The following is a 17,121-nucleotide window of genomic DNA, read 5'->3' as shown; positions in this document are numbered from 1 at the left end:
AGCCTAATCTGTAAATTGTTGCATTTCGATTAATTTACGGTATAATCCTTCTTGCTGTATCAGCTCACTATGGCTACCTGCTTCTACGATCTTTCCTGCTTCAATAACCACAATTTTATCCGCATTCTGAATGGTACTTAAACGATGGGCAATAACAACCGTTGTTCTATTGTCCATTAATTTATATAAGGAGTCCTGCACCAATTTTTCAGATTCGGTATCTAAAGCAGAAGTCGCCTCATCAAGAAGCATGATCGGTGGATTCTTCAAGACAGCTCGTGCAATACAGATCCGCTGACGTTGGCCACCAGATAATTTACCGCCCCTATCACCTATGTTGGTCTGATACCCCTGTTCCGTTTTCACAATAAATTCATGCGCATTCGCAATCCGTGCAGCGGCTTCTACTTCCTCTTGACTGGCCGAAAGATTAGCAAATGCAATATTATTGAAGATCGTATCATTAAACAAAATGGACTCTTGATTAACGACACCGATCATGTCCCGTAAAGAATCCTGGTCTAAATCCCGTAAATCAATACCGTCAAACAAAATTTGCCCCCCAGTGACGTCCATAAAACGCGGAATTAAATCAACTAAAGTTGATTTTCCCCCACCTGAAGGTCCCACCAACGCAATAATCTTCCCTTTTTCTATAGTCAAATCGATGTTCTGTAGAATCTCTTTATCTTTGGTATACGAAAAATTCACCTGATTAAAGACAATATTCTTCTCAAAGCTTTTCACAAGCTTCGCGTCGGCGCGATCTTTCACTTCCGTCCGTTCATCGATAAGTTCCAATACACGCTCACCCGCAGCAAGACCATTATGAATACCGCTGAAAGAATCTGTTAACGCCTTTGCCGGACGCATCACCTGTGAAAAAATAGCGATATAGGCAATAAATGCGGGCGCCGTTAAACTCTTGTCACCTGAAAGCACCAAATGGCCGCCATACAAAAGAATAATAGCCACCATAATTACCCCCAGCAATTCGGACACAGGTGAACTTAACTGTTGTCTTTTAGCCATAGCACGACCGATATTGGCGTAACGTTCGTTCTCATTATGAAACCTGTTCTTAATAAATGAAACGGCATTGAAAGCTTTGATAATTTTTATTCCAGACAATGCTTCGTCCAAATAGGAAATCATATTTCCATACGATTCCTGTGCCGCATGCGCTTGGCTTTTAAGATTCTTAACGATTCTAGAAATAAAAAATGCAGAGACGGGAATGACCAAGAGTGAAAAGAATGTCAATTGCGCAGAGATATTAAAAAGCATCACGATATAAGCGATCAATTGCAAGGGCTCTTTAAAAACCACCTGTAAAGTACCCGTCACAGAATACTGCACGACCTGTACATCAGACGCAACTTTAGAAACAATATCTCCTTTTCGTTGTCCTGTAAAATAACCGACATGTAAATCCATTACACTGTCAAATACCGCTCTACGCAATTTGAGCAAAGTATGAATACGGAAATTCTCCATAATGCGTTGACAGAAGTAGCGAAACAGATTACTGATAAATACGGAGATCACAATTGCAATACAGACCCTTTGCAATGCGCCATAGGCACCAAACTGCTCATTTGCCATCGATGCATAGTAATTGAACCAAGCTAAAATATCTGTGTACGCTTCAGGTTTCACGACTTCAATAGCTGCTTCACAAGCCTCTTTTCCGGTTTTAAAAAGTGTATGGAGTAAAGGAGCAAGTAATGCCAAATTCAACGTGCTAAAAACAACCGTGATCAGCGTGCAAATTACATAGGGGATTGCAAATTTCTCAATGGGTTTAGCAAACGATAAGAGCCTAAAATATGTTTTCATTTATGTTGAACTAAGACAAATTACTTTTACATCAAAAGTAATTCGTCGGTCTCTCCTCTAACTTCCAGATTTTTGACGAGGAAATTGAACAAAAATAACAAATTAATCAAGAAAAGCACATATCCTGGCAGGGGACTATAAAATTGTTGCATCGCAAGAATAAAGCATTCAGCTTGTTCAGCTTGAAAAATCGATAAAAAAATCTCCTTTTAATAGATAATTCCCTAATTTAGCCTTATTCAAATACCAAATTTATTAAAATAAAATGCAAATAGACGTTGCCAAAAGATTGCAGCACACTGAAGAATATTATTTCTCCAAAAAATTAAGAGAAATAGATGAGTTGAACAAACAGGGAGCGCGTGTAATCAACCTAGGAATTGGAAGTCCAGACTTACCCCCGCATCCGGAGGTGATCGAGACATTAAATACGAATGCCCAACTTCCAAATGTGCATGGCTATCAAAACTATAAAGGCGCACCTGCCCTACGACAAGCCGTTGCAGATTGGTATCAACGTTATTATAACGCGACTTTTAATCCCAATACCGAAATATTACCCTTAATTGGGTCAAAAGAAGGCATTGTGCATATCTGTATGACCTACCTGCAGGAAGGGGATCAGGCACTTATACCTAATCCTGGCTACCCTGCTTATGCGGCCGCAGTGCGGCTGAGTGGTGCTGAAGCGATTACCTATAATCTTACACAAGAGCAAAATTGGCTTATTGATTTAAATGAGCTCAAAAAACAAGACTTGTCAAAGGTTAAACTAATGTGGATAAACTATCCCCATATGCCAACAGGTGCCTCCGCACCCGATGCATTTTACCAAGAGCTGATTCAATTTGCCAAAGAGCATAATATCCTGATTTGCCACGATAACCCATATAGCTTTATTTTGACAGATACGCCAAAAAGCATTATGAGTATACCAGGCGCCAAAGATGTGGCTATTGAATTGAATTCGCTGAGCAAATCTTCCAATATGGCGGGATGGCGAATTGGTGTGCTCGTGGGTGCCGAAGAACGTATAAACCAAGTGCTTCGTTTCAAAAGCAACATGGACTCAGGCATGTTTTTACCTGTTCAGCTGGCCGCGGCGAAAGCCTTACAACTTGATGCCTCCTGGTATGCTGATCTAAACAAAATTTATGCGGAACGGCGCCAACAGGTTTATGAGATCATGGATTTGCTGGACTGTGCTTATCAAAAAGACCAAGTAGGTCTATTTGTATGGGCGCGTATTCCGGAGAAATACGAGGATGGCTATGCCCTGAGTGATGCTGTTTTGGAGAGATCACGGGTATTTATTACACCGGGTGGAATTTTTGGAGATAAAGGCGATCAATATATACGCATCAGTCTCTGTGCTACGGTAGAGGTACTCAAAGAATCAATCCAACGTATTAAAGATAATTTCTAACACATTCGATTTCGGCGCAGCTTAACTGCTTTGAAATTATCGATAGAATAATTAATCAACAAACAACCAGGGTATGAAGCGTTCGATGTATAACATTTGAACAAAAATACGCTTAATATAATTGTTTATATATGAACATTGCCATTGTAGGCGTAGGCTTGATCGGCGGCTCAGTTGCCATTCGCCTAAAAGAAACAAAATTCTGCGACAAAATAATCGGTGTAGATAAGAGTCAAAAGAACTTAGATAAAGCGATGCATATCGGCTTCATTGACGAAACAGCAAGCTTAGAAGATGCGATTAAGACCTGTAAAGTATTGGTGCTCACAATTCCTGTTGATGCCATTTTACATGTTGTTCCTCAAATCTTGGATCTGGTCACAGACCAGGTTGTCATCGACATGGGATCAACAAAAACGAATATTCTGAATAAAATAAAGGATCATCCCAATAGGGGCCGTTATGTTGCAGCCCATCCCATGGCCGGAACAGAGTATTCGGGACCCGAAGCTGCAATAGCAGGCTTATTCAAAGGAAAAATGATGGTGTATGTTGAAGCATTTAAAACGGATGAGGATGCTTTCGAGATTGCCGATGCCATCACCGACCAATTGGAGATGCGCAGCTGTTTTATGAATGCAGATGAACATGATGTGCATACGGCTTATGTATCCCACATTTCTCACCTGACCTCTTTCGCCCTCGCCTTAACAGTATTGGAAAAAGAGAAATCTCAAGGGCGTATCTTTGAGCTGGCAGGCTCGGGATTTGAATCTACAGTACGTCTAGCCAAAAGTTCGCCCGATATGTGGACACCTATTTTCAAGCAAAATCGCGAAAATGTACTCGAAGTACTCGAAGAACATATCAAGCAGCTTCAATCCCTGCACGATTCTATTGCCACGGAGGATTATGACAAATTGCACAAACTGATTACCCGTTCCAATAAGATAAAAAGGATCATTAAATAAAGGCTGCTCTAGTTAGAGCAGTAGGTATAAAAAGTCCACCAAAAGGTGGACTTTTTTTATTCATCTTCCAATTCATTGAATTTATCCAGGTCGGCTTTTGCCCCGATAGGATCACCCAATTTTTCACGAATTGCTGCGCGATATGAATACAAATCAGAATAATATGGATTCAAATCGATCGCTTTCGAGTAATCTGCCAGTGCGCCTGGTAAATCCTCCAACTTTTCATTCAAATCGGCTCGTAATGAATACACATAAAAATCTTCCGGATTGAGCGTAACAAGGCGATCAAAATCCAATAATGCTTCCTCAAAATTTCCCAACCGCTCAAACAAAGATGCCCTTTCTTCGTATACGATCGATGAATCACGATCTATTTCCTCCGCCTTGGCATAGTCTTCCAGCGCACTTTGGTAATTACGATAGGATTCAAACACTTTAGCGCGAAATATATGGGCGGCAGAACGATTCTCATCAAGAGCAATAGCCTGATTGAAATCAGACAATGCCAATTCAAAACAGGTCAATTTCAGGTACAAACTTCCTCTAAAAACAAACAGGTTGCTATCCTTGTTGTCGGATTCCGCAATAGCAGAAGAATAAAGACCGATTGCTTTTAGATAGCTATAGCAATGAACATATTCAAGTCCCAATGAATTTATTTCGTCAGTACTCAGGTGCTTTGGCTTCGATTCCAGCTCTTGAATAACCAAATTATCGGCCTCAAAGTAAGTGAGTTCAGCTTGATTCTCCGCCCATTCCAATACACTATGGTAATTAAAATCCAGTCTTTTAGCAATTTGATAATCATAGAAAGCGCCTTCATCTTCCTCGATCTGTCTGTAGACTAAACAACGGCTCGCATAAAAAAATGGCTCTTCTTTATACTTTTCAATAGCGCTTGTAAACGCAGCAATAGCTTTGTCATAGGCGGCTATTTTAAAATAATAAAGCCCTAAATAACTATAAGCAAGCGCATTGTTGTCCAAAGCAATCGCCTCCTCAAGTAAAGCGACAGGATTACCATCGCCACTGATTCCGACATTAAATCCTTCCAATGTAGATCTAATCGCGCTCTGTTGGACGGTGTCTAACCAATCAGCGGAAAAAGATGAACTCGCTTCCGGAAAAAATGATGAAATAGGTAAAAAAGAAAACTTAGCAAGAAGTACGGGTACTGGCAGTGTAAAATCTGATTCCACAAAAGTATTGTTTTGTAGAATGACAGCTAGATTTGAAAACATATGCTTCATACCCAAAACTAAGCTAAATTTCATTACAAAAGAAATCTAACGGGAGATCAGGTATTATAATCGGGTATTCTTATCAACTAATTTCACCTGTCAGGTATAAGTATTTATAGCGGACAATATCCCTCGAATTTGTAAATTTGATTAATTTTTCGTTTTTGAAAACATAATTGGAAACCTTCTCTTCCATCAAACGCAGGAATTCAACAAATTCAGCAAAAAAGTCTTGACGTTCTCCTGGTGTAAACTGGCTGTTTTTTACAATCCAAAAGAATTGCTCTTCATTTACATGGAAAGATACCTCATTTTTCTTTTCTTTTCGAAAAATAAAGATTGGGTCATTTTCTTGGTTAATAAATAAAGCAAAGCCTGTATTTCCACCATCCAAATTAACAACAAAAGCAGAAAAATGGACAGTACCGATCTGTAAATTTTCCAGACAAATTAATTTATGCAACATCAGGTTGACAATTAGATCACCTAAAATTATTAAGTTTTTATTAAAAAACAAAAAAAGGCCCACAAAATAATTGTGGACCTTTTGTATTCGACGTAAATCTTATTAGAATGTAAATTTCACAGATGCATTCCAAGTTCTACCCTGTCCGATCAAAACAAAATTGGACGTATCAATACCATTCCAACTATTGTTCACATCTGTCACCAAGTTGCTAGAAGTAGCTTCCGAGATATAGAACTTATTCAACACGTTGTTCATGTTGACACGGAAACTCATGCTGTTCTTGTCACTTACCTTAACATTGTAAGAAAGACCGCCATCCAAAAGATTAAAAGACGGCAATTTCATATAGCGTCCATAGGTTTGGCCATCGATAACTTCCCTACGATAATTCGACGCATATAAACGCTCATAGTATCTGTAATTTGCGTCAACAGACAAACCTTTAAACATTTTATATTTAGCGCCAAATCCGTAAGAAGTTTGTGCTGCGTTACCAACGTGTTCACCCGTTAAATTCACCTGAGAACGACCCAATTCGATGCGGTTGTCGTTACGTACGACCGAATTTACTGCGCCATCGTACTTCCAGTCACCTATCGATAAAAATCCTGTTAGGCTCAATTTTTCGATTGGGCGGGCCTCAAAATCAACTTCTACCCCTCTATGCACCTGTTTTACACCGTAATTGGTTGTATATAGGTAGGCACCTTCGACCAAAATACCAGGATCATTTGTTGGATTGTATTTTTTTACATCATCTGCCGTCGCTAAACTCGAACTACCCGTAACACGATTTTCCCAAGTTGTGCGGTAAACATTCACATTCACATCCAAGAATCGAGAAGCAAATTTGTAACCAGCCTCTAAACCAAGGATTTTTTCATTTTCAGCATTTTCATTAATATCATTTGCAAAGTTCATGAAAATATTGTTTTGATAAGGCTGACGGGAATAGTACCCTGCGTTACCAAAAACACTATGATGTCCCATTGTATAACTTACACCACCCTTGGTATTGTAGCCAAAATTGTTCACGTCTTTAGAATCCTCATTACCTGGCGTGTATTGAAAATAATCAGAACGTTTGTTTTGTTGTTCAGAAACCGATCCTTGGAAAAACGCCGTGAAACCATTTTTCGCATATTCCAACTGACCGAACAGACCGCCGTAACGGATGTATTGATTGTAATCCCAAGCTAAACGATCTTCACGCGAATCAGGTTTGCTTGAGAAAGCTTTCCAAGGATTTGTTGAGTATGTATTGGTAACCAATGGCTTATTAGGGAAATTAACATTACCGCCCAATACAACACCATTTGTATTTCCTAGCGGATCTGTCAATTTACGATAATGTGTACCCTTATAATCTCTCACATCAAAACCGACATTAAAATTCAGGGACTCTGAAAGCTTACGGTTATAATTGGAAACTATACCAAACCACTGATGATTGTTTACATCAGCAGCCAAATATTTGCCTTTGTTGTATTTATCACTTCTTAACGATTGACCGCCCCCAGCAGCTAACGACGCATAAACGACAGTTGACAAAGATGATTTATCATCGATGGTCCAATCCCAGTTCAAGTTGGCTACCGGCTTATGATAAAAGTTCTTTTGCGCATTCATCATCACGCCATTTGCATCCTTATAATTGTCGTTGTAACGTCTGCCATTAGCAAGATAGTTCGACAATTTTGAGGTATATCCTTGGTTGTGCCACTGTGGTGCACCGGTTACCATGAAGTTCAGGTTGTGCTTTTCATTTGCTTTGTATCCAACGGACAAGAAATAACTTTGTCCAGCACCTTCCGTATGATCCATATAACCGTTACCTGACCATTGCGTAAACATAGCCGAAACAGCAAAACCGTTTTTCATCAGACCGGTATTGTAACCTACTGTTGCCTTCATAAACATATCGTTACCAACAGTAGTGCGGACAAAACCACCTTCTTTCATTGCGGTAGATTGTGTCACGTAATTTACGGTACCGCCGACAGATGAAATCGCTAATTTAGATGATCCCAAACCACGTTGAATCTGCACTAAAGAAGCAATATCTGTAAGTCCCGACCAATTTGACCAATATACACTTCCATTGTCCATACCATTGATCGGCTGACCGTTCAACAAAAATGCGGTATTGGACTGATCAAAACCACGTGTTGTCATAGAAGACTCACCAAAACCTTTTGCCTGACCAGTGATATAAACCGACGGGGTATTAGCTAGTGCTGAAGTAATATCCTGTGCGCCTATCCTTTCCTCTAAATCCTGTTTACGGATCGTCGAAACGGCAATCGGCGTCTTTCTTCCCGCAGCAATATCAATAACACCATGACCAACAACAACAACCTCATCCAAATTTGTTGAAGATCCAGCCGTAAAAATTGGATTGATATTCAACGATTCCCCCGATTTCAGCATGATGTTTTCGAAAACAACAGGCGTTTCGCCAATGTAAGTTACCTCTACTTTGTAGGGGCCTCCTTCTTGAAGATTTGAAATTTGAAATTTTCCTTGGGCATCGGCTGAGCCACTTACAACTTGTCCACTTGGGATGTGGGTAATTTTAATGGTTGCTCCTTTAACCGTTTGTCCAGTAGCTTCTTTGACAACTCCTGAAACCGAACTAGTATTTGCTGTTTGACCATGAACGGCACTATAACTAGCAAAAACGAGGGCAAAAAAAAGTAAAGACTTTTTCATGTTAGATGTGATTGTTTTGTTTTTGTGGCGCAAAATTAGGAATTGATTGTCTTTTTAACTAATTTTAACAATAGGATTATCAGACCCTAGCGCTATACAAAACAAATCAGTTTTAAGCTTCCACAGAAAAACAGCTACTTCTAAAACAAAGAGGCAATAAAAAAACAGATTAAATAAAATAAATACAACACATTCATCACATTCTTAAAAAAACACTAAAAATAATCAGAATAACATTTTGTCTGTTTTGAATAAATCAAAATTTATGAATTTCACGATTTTATATGTTAGCTGCTGGATACGCCACACACAGCACAAAAAAACCGGTCTTTCTACACATTATTTCCACCAACATTCTTTTCCACCAACATTCTTTTCCACCAACATTCTTTTCCACCCCCAGGGGATAAAATAAGCCCGTAAATAATTAACTTTAACTAAAATAATACCGTATGTTGTCAATCCAACAAGCTTATACAGGCATTCTTGAGCCAGAGTTAATTACTGCAATAGCCAAAAACGCACACATCAAAACGTTTCATGAGGGGGATCTCATCATTGATACCAATCAATACATCAAGTCGATGCCCCTTCTCCTAGATGGAGCAATAAAAATTGTCCGGGAAGATGAAGACAAAGGCGAACTGCTGCTCTACTATTTGGAAAAAGGTCAAACCTGTACGATGTCAATAGCCTGTTGTCTCGGAAATAAAAAAAGTGAAATTCGTGCCCTCGCAGAAAAAACAACAACGGTTGCCATGATTCCAAATGAGCTTGTCAACCTTTGGATGGGAAAATACCCCTCTTGGCGAAATTTCATCATATCAAGCTATTCAAGCCGTATGGACGAAATGTTACAAGCTATTGATAGTCTAGCTTTTTCCAATATGGAAGAACGAATCATTCAATATCTGAAAGCCAAAGTAAAGCTGAACAACGACCGAATACTTACCCTTACGCATCAGGATATTGCTTCTGACCTAAACACATCCCGGGTAGTTGTCTCCCGAATTTTAAAAAAACTGGAACAGGAAGATAAAATAGTGCTCCTTCGTAACGAAATCAGGGTATTAGTGGAATGACCAAAACATTTGTATCTTTAATAGACGTAAATTTCAAGAGCTATTAATGTAATTTTAGATGAAGATAGAAAAATTAGGATTTATAGGATTAGGAAACATGGGGCACCCCATGGCTAAAAACCTGGAAAAAGCAGGATTCCCCCTTTCTGTTTATAATAGAAACCGTGCAAAAGCAGCGGGCTTTGAAAAACAATCAATGATCAGAGAAGGTATAGCCGAATTGGTCGAACATGCTGATATTGTATTCTCCATGCTCAGCAATGATGAAGCTGTCAGTGAAGTGTATGAAAAAATCCTTCAAGGAGATATCAAGGGCAAATTATTTGTCGATATGAGTACCATATCCCGTGAACTCACCCTGTCTATCGCATCCAAACTCAAAGAAAAAGGAGCCGCATTTATAGATGCACCTGTGGCCGGCAGTACCAAGCCCGCGGCAGAGGGCACCCTGATTATTATGGTCGGTGGTGAACAGGAGGATCTTCATCGCGCCCGGCCATACCTCGAGCAGATGGGCAAGTCGATCAAACATGTTGGCGAAAATGGCCAGGGAATTGCCGCCAAACTTGCGATCAACTATTTTCTTTCAACGATTTATCAAGGTCTCGCAGAGACGATCTTATTTTCAGATAAACTGGGAATTCAACGGAGTGATATGCTCGAAATCATCAATGATAGTGCCAGTGGCAGTGGCGCAATAAAAGTCAAAACGCCTTTACTGGTGGAAGAAAACTACAGTCCTGCTTTCGCGCTAGATCTTATGCTGAAAGATATTCGACTGGCGCAACAAGCCGGTGCCGAATATCCCCTCCTCAAGACATTACTCGATACCTACGGGAAAGCACACGACCAAGGTCTCGGACAACTCGATGTTATTGGTATTATTGAATCTATAAAGTCGTAACTTCAGGTTGACGACAGCGGAAAAAATGTACATTGAAAATTATATTTAGTTGAGATGGACTCCAAATTAGGTTCATTTCTGATCACACAAAATAATGAGCGGAACAAATTATTTACAGATGAAAACAGTTATGACACTATTGATGCTTACTATGGTCACGATGACTACGCAGGCCCAACAATTAAAACAGGTTTCTTACCAGGATGGTGAACAAAAACTCAACGGCATGGTAACCGCCAATAGGGCAAAAAAAGGCCCTGCTGTCTTAATTCTTCCTGCGTGGAAGGGAATTGACAACGAAGCGAAACAAGCGGCATTGCTTCTTGAAAAAGAAGGTTACATCGCGTTCATTGCCGACATCTACGGTGAGGGAAATATTCCTGCGGACAACACCGCAGCTTCGAAAATTGCAGGCCACTACAAGACGGACTATAAAGCTTATCAGCATCGCATCAAGCTCGCATTAGAACAACTGAAAAAAGAAGGCGCAGATCCGACAAAAATTGCGATCATTGGCTATTGCTTTGGAGGTTCAGGAGCATTAGAAGCGGCTAGAGCCGGCTTCCCCATCAATGCCGTGATCAGTATCCACGGAGGCCTATCCAAAGCTGCCGATAGACCCAATGGTTCCATTAAAACAAAAGTACTCATTGAGCACCCTGCAGCCGATAAGAGTGTATCAAAAGAAGATTACGATGGGTTGGTCAAGGAATTAAATGAAGGAAAAGCAGACTGGCAAATAATTACCTACGCAAATTCTGGACATACGTTTACGAATCCCGAGTCAGCGGAATACAATCCCGTGATGGCCAAACGTGCCTGGGAGCACACCTTATTATTTTTGAAAGAAGTATTAAATTAAATAGCAAAGTCAGCAACAGCAATATCGACCCAAATGAATTATAACGCGAAACTGCACATTTATCCGATTATCATTCAGTTGTTGATATTGCTGTTTTATAGTCCCATTGCAGCATCGCAAACAGTAAAATCGTTAACAATAGCTAGCCCTACACAGGCAGTTCTGTTTGTAACCAATGAGTCCGATAAATCAACTGATTTTATCATGCGTTTACACGAAAAAAATGCTGCTGCGATTTTCAAGCAAGTACCTTTTAGCACAACAAAGTTACTGGTCACAAAAACCGATGCAAAAAAACTTACATTTAGCGTTAAAAATCAACAATGGACCATCGATGTATTGTCATTGAAACAACGTCATGCCATGATCTTGTTTGATGGCTTAGGCAAACCCAAGATCATATACGATAGTAATACCTATCTGGCAGCAGCCAAATCCATATTAAGCAACAGCACACAAGTTGCGTCAAAGAATCCTTCGTCACAATATAATGCCCAACATTTCTTTGACTCCATTGCACAAGTGCAATTTATTCCATCCAGGCAATATGCAGCGGCTATTATCGCCAATACAGCTCTCCCTCTTTACTACAGTCAGCGTAAAAATCAATGTGACGGCACGTATGTCATGCAGCAGTTTTCCGATGAAAATGAGGTGGAAACTGGAGCAATTGTGACGACTGTATATGAAGAAGGCAAAGAGCTCACATCCAACAATCTTTCCGGCGGAAATAATTATTTCAGCAAAAGATGCTATAATCAGTTCGGACTTATCGACTCCATACAGTACCTTCAAAACAGCAAATGGAGCAACAGCACCATTTACCGTTATCTCCCAAACGCCATTGTTTCCTACGATCCAACATTACAAACAGCGACAATAGACCACTTGAACAGCAAACTCCAGGTTGTAAAAAGTGAATCCATTCATTTTTTATACCAACGGATAGATTGGACCATTTACAGTTATGACAAACAGAATCGCATGAGTGAAGAGCTGTCGGGCAGAAATGATCAAAGGGAAAGTCGGGTCCGTTATGCGTATAGCGATCCGAAAACAAGTGATTATATACTACGCCAAACCTTCGATCAAAATGACCAACTCACAGCGGAAATCAAGCGATCCTACCGGGCCAACGAAACAGTTGATGAATTCTACTTCAAGGGGGTATTGCAACAAAAATCAATTGTAAAAGATTTGGGAAACTGTACGTATGAAAACCTGAACTATAACGGGCATGGGAAGCTCACGGGCAAATACGTACAAACAAGAAAACAGCTATAGACATAGAGCGAAAAGCCAGTATACACCCGATGGAACAAAAGTTCTACCCCCTATACAGTAAAAACACAGGACAAAATCAAAAAAAGCGGCAAAAGATACATTTCTGCATTAATTTTGATAGCGATAAATAAACATCGTATTGAAAAAAAGAAAATTGATCAGTCAACAGCACCCCTTGCTCTATTTTTTTGCAGTATGGGTAAGAAGAATGCAGCGAAAAGCCGTCTGGCTATTTGACGACAAAAAATACAGCAAAGTTAAATCAGCTGAAAAACTTCCCTTTCGTATTAAAAAGCATCAGTCTGTATTATTAAAAAAGCTGGGCGAAAATAATATGCAATTGCAGATCAACAAAGTGACCAACCTGAAAATTGCAGCAGCACAGATCAATAGCATTCTGATCAGACCGAAGGAAACCTTTTCATTTTGTAAACTCGTGGGGCTCCCCACCGTAAAGAAAGGGTATCTGCCCGGCATGGAGTTATCCTTCGGTGAAGCAAGGGCGGGTATTGGCGGTGGAATCTGTCAAATATCCAATCTCATCCATTGGCTTGTTATCCATAGTCCACTCACCGTCAGCGAACGTTATCATCACTCCTTTGATCCTTTTCCTGACGATGGTCGTGTTTTGCCATTCGGCAGTGGGGCTACCGTATTTTATAACTACCGTGATTATCAATTCACCAACAACACGCCTTACACCTTCCAGATCAACCTCTGGTTTACAGAGAAATGTTTAGAGGGCGAATTGAGGATCGATCAGGAGCTGGATTTTGCATACCATGTCGTTGAAAAAGAACATCAATTTCTTAAAATAGACAATCAGTTCTTTCGTAAAAATGAGATTTGGCGCGAGAAGTTTTTAAAATTTCAGGGTGGAAAGATTTTAGAAACAGAACTTTTGACCAAAAATTTTGCCCGGGTTACTTATACCCCTGTTGAATATATTGAAATTAGTGCCGATCAAAATCCGGCCTATTAATTTAACAAGCTAAGTGATCGAAAAATGACGGATATGAAAAGTCCTCTTTTTTGTTTAAATTTGGTCTGGCTTTGGGGGTATTCTGTATAGAATTGAGATAGTCCCTTTGAACCTGATTCGGTTTATACCGGCGTAGGGAAAAGCAAAAATCCACTGTACAGCATACTCCTTTACTGCGCAGTCTATCGCTCTTCTTCCCTCCAAGGCTACACCGTACATCTTAGCATATGTAAAAAGAATGGAAGATTCAATTATCAATTTATTAGCGCAGCTGAGGGTCGAAAAACCCCTTGTACACAACATCACAAACCTAGTCGTGATGAACAATACGGCCAACGCACTGTTAGCCCTAGGAGCGTCCCCCGTAATGGTACACAGTCCTTTAGAAGTACGCGAAGTTGTCGATATTGCGCAAGCTCTTGTTATTAATATCGGCACCTTGAGTGAAGATACAGCCGAAGCTATGCTGGTTGCTACCGAACATGCCAATACCATTGGACGGCCATGGGTACTTGATCCTGTTGGTGCTGGGATATCAGCATTCCGCAATGATTTATTAGCCAATCTACTGGATCTCAAACCAACGGTTATTCGTGGAAATGCATCAGAAATCATGACGCTGTACAATTTCAACCAACCGAACACAAAAGGAGTCGACAGCACGACAGCGAGTAAAGATGCGCTCCGATTTGGCCAATTATTGCAAGAGCAAACCGGTTCCATTATCTGTATTTCTGGAGAAGTAGACTATATCCTTTCACAGCAATACCGGGTTGAAGTTTTTAATGGCAACCCTTTAATGACACAGGTAACTGGACTTGGCTGTAGTGCTACTGCACTTATTGGTGCATTTCTAGGTGTTACAGACCAATATGTTGAAGCAGCTGTTGCCGGCGTTTCCATTTTGAGCTTGGCGGGAGAACTCGCAGCCCAAACAGCAGCTGGCCCGGGTACCCTGCAATTGAATCTCTATGATGAACTCTATAAGCTCAATGCAGAACGTCTAAAATCAAAGCTCAAGATCAAATGTTATGCGCATTAATCCGCTTTTTCCCTACCCTTTATATTTGGTAATTTCTGAGCGGGACTGTTATCCTCAACATTGGCTCAATGTCGCCGAAGAAGCCATCATTGGTGGAGTCGATCTTATTCAATTACGCGAAAAAGCTGACGATCCCGCTACATTTTTGGATAAAGCCATGCGTTTGAAAAAACTGACCGATCGTTATGGTATTCCGCTCGTGATCAATGATGCCGTAGCAATCGCTGCAAAAATCGAGGCATGGGGAGTACATGTGGGTCAAAATGATTTGCAGCCGCTCCCTATTCGCGAAAAATATGGCGATAAATTAAACATAGGCTGGTCCATAGAAGATATGCAGCAGCTGGAAAGTCCACAAATGTACGCTGTCGACCACCTTGGTGTAAGTCCCATTTTTTCTACGAGAACAAAAATGGATACGATTACTGAATGGGGAATTGCAGGTTTAAAACAACTTCGGAATAAGACGGAAAAACCATTGATCGCTATCGGAAGGATGAACTTACAAACTGCAGAAGAGACCTGGAATGCCGGTGCAGACTCCATTGCAGTCGTTTCGGCCATATGCCAAAGTCAAGATCCCAGAGCTGCCAGTGCACAACTAAAAGAACTATTAAAATGACAAAAGATAAAAAATACCGCGTCCCTACCGTACTCAGCATTGCGGGGTTCGATGGTAGCGGTGGTGCAGGTATACAAGCAGATACCAAAACCATATCTGCATTAGGTTGTTATGCCATGAATGTGTTAACTGCCTTACCCGTTCAGAACACACAAGGTGTAAGACGTATTTATGACATTCCTACAGCAGCCGTCCAGGACCAATTAGATGCTATTTTTGACGACATCTATCCCGATGCAATTAAAATAGGCATGGTACACCATATTGAACTTGTGGAGCTTATTAGCAGCTATTTAAAAGAATATAAAGGGCCTATCGTATTTGATCCAGTCATGGTCTCGACCAGCGGGCACAAGCTCATTCACGATGATACAATTCAGGCCTGCATTGAACTTCTTTTTCCTTTGGCAACGCTGATTACACCAAATTTAGACGAGGTAAGTGTTTTAGTAGACGAAGTTATTGACGATGTCGAGAGGATGAAAAAAGCGGGAAATAGCCTACTGGCGAAAGGTTGTCAATCCGTTTTGATTAAAGGCGGGCATCTCCAAAGTCAAGAATTAACATCCCTATTGTTCCAGCACAAGAATCCACCAATTGAATTCAAATCTCAAAAAATTAACAGCAAAAATACACATGGTTCCGGTTGTTCGCTTTCTTCAGCAATTGCGAGCCATTTGGCACAAGGCGTTGGTCTCGATAGCGCGGTTGAATTCGCATTGGCCTATATACACGCAGCAATAGCTGGTAGCAAAGACCTCATCATTGGCAAAGGAAATGGGCCATTAAATCACTTCCACAATCCGATTAAACTTATTCAATATGAACTGGACTGATCATGCCTGGGATTCAATAACATCAATTTATTCAGATATACTCACTATGCCGTTTATTGTTCAGCTTAGTGATGGTAGTCTTCCCCTGGATAAATTTCAATTTTACATGCAGCAGGATGCTTTCTATTTAGAAGAATTTGGCCGTGTGCTCGCCTTTATAGGTGCAAAAAGTACGGATAACCAACAAGCATTGGACTATTTCGAATTTGGTCGCAATGCGCTACTTGTTGAACGGGCATTACACGAAAATTACTTTCGGGAATTTGGTTTAAGTCCTGCCGACAAGAGCAACAAAATCGAACCAACCTGCCATCATTATGTTCATTTTCTTAAAAGCGTAGCCGCTTTCGAGAGCATTGAGGTTGCTATGGCGGCAACACTCCCCTGTTTTTGGATTTATAAGGAGGTCGGAGATCACATTGTATCGACAGCAAATACACAGGGAAATCCCTATTCCAAATGGATAGCAACTTATAGCGGTGAGGATTTTGCACAGGGCGTTATCAAGGCGAAAAACTACGTTGACAAAATTGCAGCAGAAACTACTGCAACAAAACGGGAGAAGATGCGACAAGTATTTATAACAGCTTCCCAATTAGAGTATCAATTCTGGTTAGCAGCCTACAAACGAAGAGTCTGGTAAACAAACTATTGTCCGATACCGAACAGTTGATGTTCAAAAATGAGCATGAACGAAAATAGCACTCAGGAACAAAACTAGTGTTAATCAGTATTTTAAACGGATTTAAAGTTTTGGCATTACTATTATACTATAGGTGGCAGTTAACGATAGAGCGTATGCATAAGCACATAAGAAACGATAAAAAGGGAAATTAAAATGAAACT

At 40.4% G+C, this 17,121-nt stretch carries 15 protein-coding genes and 1 riboswitch; of the genes, 11 read left to right on the top strand and 4 right to left on the bottom strand.

The features are described from left to right. Positions 1-3 precede the first annotated feature (3 nt). On the bottom strand, positions 4-1,839 hold the full coding sequence (locus B3H30_RS10095) for an ABC transporter ATP-binding protein (protein ID WP_070567835.1): 1,836 nt from the start codon (positions 1,837-1,839) through the stop codon (positions 4-6). A gap of 265 nt (positions 1,840-2,104) precedes the next feature. Between B3H30_RS10095 and B3H30_RS10090 the strand changes: the two genes are divergently transcribed. Together B3H30_RS10090 and B3H30_RS10085 are read left to right on the top strand one after the other, a co-directional pair. Next, complete coding sequence (locus B3H30_RS10090) at positions 2,105-3,265, top strand: pyridoxal phosphate-dependent aminotransferase (protein WP_070567838.1); 1,161 nt, start codon at positions 2,105-2,107, stop codon at positions 3,263-3,265. A 131-nt stretch (positions 3,266-3,396) separates the two neighbouring features. After that, positions 3,397-4,236: a prephenate dehydrogenase gene (locus B3H30_RS10085; protein WP_070567840.1), complete on the top strand. Its 840-nt coding sequence runs from the start codon at positions 3,397-3,399 to the stop codon at positions 4,234-4,236. 56 nt (positions 4,237-4,292) lie between these two features. Here the strand turns inward: B3H30_RS10085 and B3H30_RS10080 are convergent, their stop codons facing one another. The 3 genes from B3H30_RS10080 to B3H30_RS10070 all read right to left on the bottom strand — a co-directional run bounded on the left by B3H30_RS10080 (position 4,293) and on the right by B3H30_RS10070 (position 8,661). Further along, positions 4,293-5,513, bottom strand: coding sequence for a tetratricopeptide repeat protein (locus tag B3H30_RS10080; protein ID WP_070567843.1), 1,221 nt, complete (start codon positions 5,511-5,513; stop codon positions 4,293-4,295). Between the two features lie 49 nt (positions 5,514-5,562). Further along, on the bottom strand, positions 5,563-5,946 hold the full coding sequence (locus B3H30_RS10075; RefSeq protein ID WP_070567845.1) for a hypothetical protein: 384 nt from the start codon (positions 5,944-5,946) through the stop codon (positions 5,563-5,565). A gap of 102 nt (positions 5,947-6,048) precedes the next feature. Then, a complete protein-coding gene (locus B3H30_RS10070) occupies positions 6,049-8,661 on the bottom strand; it encodes a TonB-dependent receptor (protein ID WP_070567847.1) in 2,613 nt (870 codons plus the stop codon). A 452-nt stretch (positions 8,662-9,113) separates the two neighbouring features. Here B3H30_RS10070 and B3H30_RS10065 point away from each other — a divergent pair, with 452 nt between their 5' ends. From B3H30_RS10065 to tenA, 9 genes are all read left to right on the top strand, one after another. Beyond that, positions 9,114-9,743: a Crp/Fnr family transcriptional regulator gene (locus B3H30_RS10065; protein WP_070567849.1), complete on the top strand. Its 630-nt coding sequence runs from the start codon at positions 9,114-9,116 to the stop codon at positions 9,741-9,743. A gap of 58 nt (positions 9,744-9,801) precedes the next feature. Further along, positions 9,802-10,647: an NAD(P)-dependent oxidoreductase gene (locus tag B3H30_RS10060; RefSeq protein WP_286834052.1), complete on the top strand. Its 846-nt coding sequence runs from the start codon at positions 9,802-9,804 to the stop codon at positions 10,645-10,647. Positions 10,648-10,765: 118 nt separating this feature from the next. After that, the gene (locus tag B3H30_RS10055; protein WP_070568283.1) at positions 10,766-11,509 is read left to right on the top strand and encodes a dienelactone hydrolase family protein; all 744 of its coding nucleotides are present in this window, start codon (positions 10,766-10,768) and stop codon (positions 11,507-11,509) included. Positions 11,510-11,542: 33 nt separating this feature from the next. Beyond that, a complete protein-coding gene (locus B3H30_RS10050) occupies positions 11,543-12,793 on the top strand; it encodes a hypothetical protein (RefSeq protein WP_070567851.1) in 1,251 nt (416 codons plus the stop codon). Between the two features lie 139 nt (positions 12,794-12,932). Then, positions 12,933-13,775, top strand: coding sequence for a VanW family protein (locus B3H30_RS10045; protein WP_254667737.1), 843 nt, complete (start codon positions 12,933-12,935; stop codon positions 13,773-13,775). 63 nt (positions 13,776-13,838) lie between these two features. Continuing rightward, positions 13,839-13,931, top strand: a riboswitch (TPP riboswitch). Between the two features lie 82 nt (positions 13,932-14,013). Further along, positions 14,014-14,817 carry a hydroxyethylthiazole kinase gene (thiM, locus tag B3H30_RS10040; protein ID WP_070567855.1) on the top strand — a complete coding sequence of 268 codons (804 nt, stop codon included), beginning with the start codon at positions 14,014-14,016 and terminating at the stop codon, positions 14,815-14,817. After that, positions 14,807-15,439, top strand: a complete 633-nt coding sequence (thiE, locus tag B3H30_RS10035) for a thiamine phosphate synthase (protein ID WP_070567857.1) — start codon at positions 14,807-14,809, stop codon at positions 15,437-15,439. The genes thiM and thiE overlap by 11 nt, the downstream gene beginning before the upstream one ends. Beyond that, on the top strand, positions 15,436-16,275 hold the full coding sequence (gene thiD, locus B3H30_RS10030; RefSeq protein ID WP_070567859.1) for a bifunctional hydroxymethylpyrimidine kinase/phosphomethylpyrimidine kinase: 840 nt from the start codon (positions 15,436-15,438) through the stop codon (positions 16,273-16,275). The genes thiE and thiD overlap by 4 nt, the downstream gene beginning before the upstream one ends. Further along, the gene (tenA, locus tag B3H30_RS10025; RefSeq protein ID WP_070567862.1) at positions 16,262-16,918 is read left to right on the top strand and encodes a thiaminase II; all 657 of its coding nucleotides are present in this window, start codon (positions 16,262-16,264) and stop codon (positions 16,916-16,918) included. Before thiD ends, tenA begins: the two co-directional genes overlap by 14 nt. Positions 16,919-17,121: the final 203 nt, after the last annotated feature.

The sequence above is a fragment of the Sphingobacterium sp. UBA7038 genome (assembly GCF_002494055.1).
Taxonomy (GTDB): domain Bacteria; phylum Bacteroidota; class Bacteroidia; order Sphingobacteriales; family Sphingobacteriaceae; genus Sphingobacterium; species Sphingobacterium multivorum.
The sequence above is the reverse complement of the archived record's forward strand: the minus strand, read 5'-3'. Positions and strand labels throughout refer to the sequence as shown.